Raw genomic sequence first — 6429 nt, 5'->3', positions numbered from 1 at the left:
CCAGCGTTCGTCCTGAGCCAGGATCAAACTCTCCGATAGAAAGCTTAATCTAGCTTTTAAAACAATGTTTTGTTTCCGTAGAAACAACTACTTACATGGCGTTTCGTTCAGTTTTCAAAGATCAATTCGTTTGTTTCGTTGTCATTTTCAGCGACTTTACTAATATAACATAACAAGTAAGTTTGCGTCAACAACTTTTTTAATTTGTTTTGTTCGTTAATGCCGTGTTTTTAACGGCGAGTATTAATATACCATGTAAAATTAAGCAACGCAATACTTTTCCCAAAAAAAGAATTAAAAAAATGAAGCCCTCGTTAGGGCTTCATTCTTAAGCTGTTATCTTTCGGTATTTCTCATTTGAGGGAACAGCAGCACATCTCTAATAGATGGTGCGTTAGTTAATAGCATAACAAGGCGATCTATACCGATCCCAAGCCCTCCGGTTGGTGGTAATCCGTATTCGAGAGCTTCAATGAAGTCATGATCCATCATATGTGCTTCATCATTACCCTGTTCACGTTCTACAAGCTGTGCTTCAAAGCGTTCTCTTTGATCGATTGGATCGTTGAGCTCAGTAAATGCATTAGCATGTTCCCGTGCAACAATAAATAATTCGAATCGATCTGTGAAGCGATCGTCTTCAGGATTTTTCTTTGCTAGTGGTGAAATAGATACAGGGTGACCATAAACGAATGTAGGTTGAATCAAAGTATCTTCTACTTTTTGTTCGAAGAATTCATTAACAACATGTCCAAAGTCCATTGTTCCTTTTACATCTACTCCATGTTCTTTAGCAAGGTCACGTGCTTCTTCATCGGTCATTTGCTGCCAGAAGTCTACGCCGGTTACTTCTTTAACTGCGTCTACCATATGAAGTCTCTTCCATTCAGGTTCGAGATTTATTTCATGTTCCCCATATTGAATTGTTGTAGAGCCAGTTACTTCTTTAGCAATATGAGCAACCATTTGCTCTGTTAAAGACATTACATCTTTGTAATCAGCATAGGCTTCATAAAGTTCAAGCATTGTGAACTCAGGATTGTGTCGAGTTGATACACCTTCATTACGGAAGACGCGGCCGATTTCATACACACGTTCCATTCCGCCAACGATCAATCTCTTCAGATGTAGTTCAATCGCAATACGCATATACAATTCCATATCAAGTGCATTATGATGCGTAACAAACGGGCGTGCAGATGCTCCGCCTGGAATAGAATGCATCATAGGAGTTTCGACTTCAAGGAATCCTTGATCATCTAGATAGCGTCTCATTGATTGGATAATGCGACTTCTTGCGATAAACGTTTGTTTTGATTCCGGGCTCATAATTAGATCTAAATAACGCTGGCGATAGCGCTGTTCTACATCTTTTAAACCATGAAATTTATCTGGAAGTGGACGAAGTGATTTAGAAAGCAGGTGCAAATCACTTACCTTTACAGATAGCTCGCCTACTTTTGTTTTAAACGCTTCCCCAGTAACACCGATGATATCACCAATGTCCATAGAATCGAATAGTTCGTACTGTTCGTCACCTACTGTATCCTTACGAACATAAAACTGAATTTGACCAGTTAGATCCTGAACGTGCGCGAATCCGGCTTTACCTTTTCCTCGCTTTGTCATAATTCTACCAGCTAATGAAACAGTCTTTTCTTGTTCAGCAAGTTCTTCCTTAGTAAAGGAATCGAACTCTTCTAGCATCTTGCTTGCAGTATGAGACCGGTCGAATCGATGTCCGAACGGATCAATATTATTGTCTTTAAGAACGTCAAGTTTTTCTCTTCTAACTTTAAGAAGATCATTCAGTTCAAGCTCCTGACTCATCTCTATCACTCCTGTCAAATCTATGTTTATCCCGCTATTACTTTATCGGAAAGCAGGATGAATAGCAAGCATAGCCGTGCATATTACTAATGACAAACGCCCCGGGTGTATCGAGGTATATATGAAGAAAACTGCCAGTACTCATACTGGCAGTCTGTCATTTCTTAGCTGTAGTATAGAAAATGCTAGTTCGAAAGTCAAACGGCTTGTCTAGATTCAAGCTCTTTGATAAATCCATAAAGAAGCTCCCCAAGACCGTCTCTAGTATTTATTTCATTAATTTGATTACGTACTTTCCCGTTTCCGCGCAGTCCTTTTAAATACCATGCTGCGTGCTTACGCATTTCACGAACAGCAACATCTTCCCCTTTAAACTTAATAAGACGATCTAAGTGCAGCATCGCTACATCGATTTTTTCTCTCGGTGTAGGGTCATCGAGTATCTTGCCTGTTTCAAGAAATTGAACTGTACGATAAAGCATCCAAGGATTACCTAGTGCTCCACGGCCTATCATAACTCCGTCAACACCAGTTGAATCGAGCATCTTTTTAGCATCTTGTGGTGTTTTAACGTCCCCATTTCCTATAACCGGAATGGATACAGATTCTTTCACTCTTCTAATGATGTTCCAATCAGCTACACCTTCATACATTTGGACACGAGTTCGTCCATGAAGGGCAACCGCTTTTCCTCCGGCTGCTTCAATCGCTTTTGCATTTTCAATTGCATAGATGTGATCCTCATCCCATCCTGTGCGCATTTTAACAGTGACAGGCTTTTCGACTTCTCTAGTTACTGCAGAAACCATTTGATATATTTTATCAGGATCTAAAAGCCATTTTGCACCTGCATCACATTTTGTGATTTTAGGTACAGGACACCCCATATTAATATCAATAATATCAGCATTCGTTGCCTGATCAACATAACGTGCAGCACCAACAAGAGTTTCTTTTTCTCCTCCAAAAATTTGAAGACTCATTGGTTTTTCACGTTCATCTACATAAAGCATATCCATCGTTTTATCGTTTTTGTGCAGAACAGCTTTATCACTAACCATCTCAGCACAAACTAACCCTGCTCCAAACTCACGTGCAATCAATCGGAATGCTGGGTTACACACACCAGCCATTGGCGCAAGTACCACAGGATTCTTTAAAGTGATATCACCTATTTTTAACATACTTTCATCTCATCTCTTGATTCTGTTCTGTAGGAAAGAGCTCATAGAGTGGTACTCTGAGCTGCTCAGCTACTAATTGCATAAAATCTTTGGTAGGTTTTCGATTTCCGCGCTCGATCTCCCCAAGTATGGAAACCGAGACACTCAGTTCTTTAGCGAGCTGTTCCTGAGTATAACCTTTCAGCTTTCGAAAAGCGCGAATACGTCTCCCGCAGATTTCCTCTTCCATAGACGTACACCTTCTTTATCTTCTATGTGGTCAAGATAGGAATCAATTCTCTTATTAGTAGTTGGAATACTTGCATCAGGACTTAATTCGTGAAGGGGGATGATCACAAAACCTCGCTCTAGAAGTCGAGGATGCGGAATCACCAGTCCTTCTGCTACAATATTCTCATGATTATAAAGCAAAATGTCAAGATCTATTGTTCTTGGGCCCCATCGAATATCCCGCTCTCTACCAAGAGACTGCTCAATTCCTTGAAGAATTTCTAATAGCTGAAAGGCATTCATTTCTGTTTCTAGTAACGCGACCATATTCAAAAAAGCAGCCTGCTCTGTTACACCTACCGGGGCAGTTTCATATAGGGAAGATGTATCGGCAATATCTACTCCAGGATATTCCTGAATTCTTTTTAAAGATGTTTCGATGTAACTCTCTCGGTCCCCAATATTGGAACCTATTCCTATAAATGCTTTATTCATTCCGTTCCCTCTTCATCTCAATTGCCACTGAGTCATAGTGACCATCTATTGGCGGATCTGGTTTAATTACTTTAACAGTACAAGCTTCGACAATTTCAAAGGTATTAAACATCTTTGTTGTTATTTCCTCTGCAATCGTTTCAACTAACTTTCTTGGTTCGCCTTCTACAATTGATTTAATGGTACTATAAGCATCAGCGTAATTAACCGTATAATTAAGGTCATCTGATTCACTTGCCTTCGAAAGATCAGCTTCAAGCGTCAAATCTACATAAAAACGCTGACCAAGCTTGTTTTCCTCTGGAAATACTCCGTGATAGCCGTAAAACTTCATTCCGTTTAAATAGATCTTATCCATTCGCTTCATCCTCCTGATGATTAATTAATCTGCGGTTTAAGCATTGCATCCATCATTTTAGACATTCGTACCATCGGCTTAACGTCATGCACTCGGATAATCTGACAACCTCTTTCTATGCCAAGACAGACAGTCGCACCCGTTCCTTCAACCCTATCGTTCGGAGGTGTATTTAATGTTTTCGCTACAATTGATTTTCTTGATGTTCCTAGTAAGACTGGATATCCAATCGCTGCAAACTCGTCCAATCTTCTCATCACTTCAAGATTATGTTCATGAGTTTTAGCAAAACCGATACCTGGATCAAGGATGATGTTACGATCTGCAACACCTGCTTCCCGTACAATTGCAATACTCTCCTCTACATCCGCTTTTATATCTGCCATGATATCGCCATAGTCTGTGTCATATCGATTATGCATTAAAATAATTGGTACTGCATGGGCTGCAGCGACTTTCCCCATTTCAGGATCAGCTTTCGCTCCCCATACATCATTAATGATATCGGCACCCGCTAAGATCGCCTGATCGGCAACTTCTGCTTTATAAGTATCAATTGAAACTGGAACATCAACCGCTTTTCTTACAGCTTTAATAACAGGTATGACGCGATTAAGCTCTTCTTCTAGCGATACTGGTGTAGCACCAGGACGAGTAGATTCCCCTCCAATATCAATGAGATCAGCACCATCCTCTACTAGCTGCAACGCATGAGCTACTGCGTGATCTACTGTGTTATACTCTCCACCATCTGAAAAAGAATCGGGCGTTGCGTTCAAAATACCCATGATCCATGTTTTCTGATTCCATTCGATTAGCCTATTCCGCCACTCCATCACCATAGGATGGTTCGTCTGTTTATTAAATACCGTCGTCAAACGGCTCACTCCTTTATGTGCATATGTTCTTGGTTAGCATTCAGTTCGACTATATAGTGAAATGCGGTGTTGTTCATATTGGAGGATGAGCCTGTTCGTGACAGAACCATCAAGTCCAGGTAACAGCTTATGTTCAATCTGGCGCAATGGAACAATCTCTTGAATTGAGTTTGTGACAAACACTTCATCAGCCTTAAACAATTCCCCTTCCTCAAAGCTACCCTCTATAATCGAAACACCAAGTTTCTGTGCAGCGCGCATAATGTATTGGCGTGTTATGCCATTTAAAATTCCAGTGGATAAAGAAGGCGTATATAAGACTCCTTCCTTAACCCAGAATAAATTTGAAACGATTCCTTCAGCGAGCACACCTTGCTGCGAGAGAAAAATGCCTTCTATAGCAGGATCATTTCCCACTTCGCGTTTCGCCAGAATATTATTTAAGTAGTGATGAGACTTCAGCCGCAAAGCTCCCTCAGGCGAGTTTCTCCTAAGTGACAGAATAACTCCCCGCTTCTCTTTACGAATTGGTTCACCAATAGGCTTTACATAGATGATGATTTGAGGTGAGAAATAAGGTTCGGTTTGAAGTCCAATTTCTCCTGCTCCTGCGGATATGTTTAAGCGAACATAAGCATCCACCATATCATTCGTCTCAATAGTGCGTTTCACCTCATGCAAAAGCTCCACCTTTGTATACGGTAGTGTAATTTGCAGTTCTTTAAGTGATTCTTTCAGTCGATTGAAATGATCATCGAATAAAAAAGGATGACCATCATATGTGCGAAACGTCTCAAAAACACCGACACCGTATAAATAACCATGATCGTAAGCTGAAATGACTGCTTCTTTCTGATCTACAATGTCACCGTTAATATTTATAAACATGGCTCTTTCCGGTGTGTATCAATAAAGTTTTTAAGAAGAGCTTTTCCCGTCCCTGTCATAATAGACTCAGGATGGAACTGTACTCCTTCAATAGCTAGCTCCTTATGACGAATAGCCATAATTTCGCCTTCCTCTGTCCATGCACTTATTTCAAAGCACTCAGGTAAAGTTTCTTTTTTTACTATTAAAGAGTGGTACCTTGTGGCAGTAAATGGATTTTCGATCCCTTGGAAAATGGTCCTTACATCATGCCGCATTTCGGATGTTTTACCGTGCATTAATCGATCAGCTTTAACAACATCTCCACCAAATACCTGAGCAATAGACTGATGTCCGAGGCAAACCCCCAAAATAGGAATGCTACCAGCGAAATGCTTGATGACTTCCATGCTTATGCCCGCCTCATTCGGACTGCACGGCCCAGGTGAAACCATAATAAATGCAGGATCAAGTTCCTCTATGTCCTTAACACTAATTTCGTCATTACGCTTAACAACGAGTTCTTCACCCATCTCCCCAAGATACTGTACAAGGTTATACGTAAATGAATCGTAATTATCGATCATTAAAATCATTATTACTCCTC

8 protein-coding genes are annotated in these 6429 nt (G+C 40.5%); all 8 read right to left on the bottom strand.

The genetic code is table 11. The features are described 5' to 3' along the window. Positions 1-336: 336 nt before the first annotated feature. The 8 genes from lysS to pabA all read right to left on the bottom strand — a co-directional run bounded on the left by lysS (position 337) and on the right by pabA (position 6418). Positions 337-1830 carry a lysine--tRNA ligase gene (lysS, locus tag FBF83_RS19950; protein WP_136948849.1) on the bottom strand — a complete coding sequence of 498 codons (1494 nt, stop codon included), beginning with the start codon at positions 1828-1830 and terminating at the stop codon, positions 337-339. A gap of 197 nt (positions 1831-2027) precedes the next feature. Next, positions 2028-3014: a tRNA dihydrouridine synthase DusB gene (gene dusB / locus FBF83_RS19945; protein WP_136948848.1), complete on the bottom strand. Its 987-nt coding sequence runs from the start codon at positions 3012-3014 to the stop codon at positions 2028-2030. 4 nt (positions 3015-3018) lie between these two features. Then, a complete protein-coding gene (locus tag FBF83_RS19940) occupies positions 3019-3243 on the bottom strand; it encodes a helix-turn-helix domain-containing protein (protein ID WP_136948847.1) in 225 nt (74 codons plus the stop codon). Beyond that, entirely contained in the window at positions 3195-3719 is a 525-nt protein-coding gene (gene folK, locus FBF83_RS19935; protein WP_136948846.1) for a 2-amino-4-hydroxy-6-hydroxymethyldihydropteridine diphosphokinase, read from the bottom strand. The genes FBF83_RS19940 and folK overlap by 49 nt, the downstream gene beginning before the upstream one ends. Next, complete coding sequence (gene folB, locus FBF83_RS19930) at positions 3712-4077, bottom strand: dihydroneopterin aldolase (RefSeq protein WP_136948845.1); 366 nt, start codon at positions 4075-4077, stop codon at positions 3712-3714. The genes folK and folB overlap by 8 nt, the downstream gene beginning before the upstream one ends. A 20-nt stretch (positions 4078-4097) precedes the next feature. Continuing rightward, a complete protein-coding gene (folP, locus tag FBF83_RS19925; protein WP_136948852.1) occupies positions 4098-4919 on the bottom strand; it encodes a dihydropteroate synthase in 822 nt (273 codons plus the stop codon). Positions 4920-4988: 69 nt separating this feature from the next. Beyond that, on the bottom strand, positions 4989-5843 hold the full coding sequence (gene pabC / locus FBF83_RS19920; protein WP_136948844.1) for an aminodeoxychorismate lyase: 855 nt from the start codon (positions 5841-5843) through the stop codon (positions 4989-4991). Beyond that, positions 5834-6418, bottom strand: a complete 585-nt coding sequence (pabA, locus tag FBF83_RS19915) for an aminodeoxychorismate/anthranilate synthase component II (RefSeq protein WP_136948843.1) — start codon at positions 6416-6418, stop codon at positions 5834-5836. The genes pabC and pabA overlap by 10 nt, the downstream gene beginning before the upstream one ends. Positions 6419-6429 lie beyond the last annotated feature (11 nt).

It is taken from the genome of Guptibacillus hwajinpoensis, from assembly GCF_005144865.1.
In the GTDB taxonomy this organism is placed as follows: Bacteria; Bacillota; Bacilli; order Bacillales; family Guptibacillaceae; genus Guptibacillus; species Guptibacillus hwajinpoensis_A.
The sequence above is the reverse complement of the archived record's forward strand: the minus strand, read 5'-3'. Positions and strand labels throughout refer to the sequence as shown.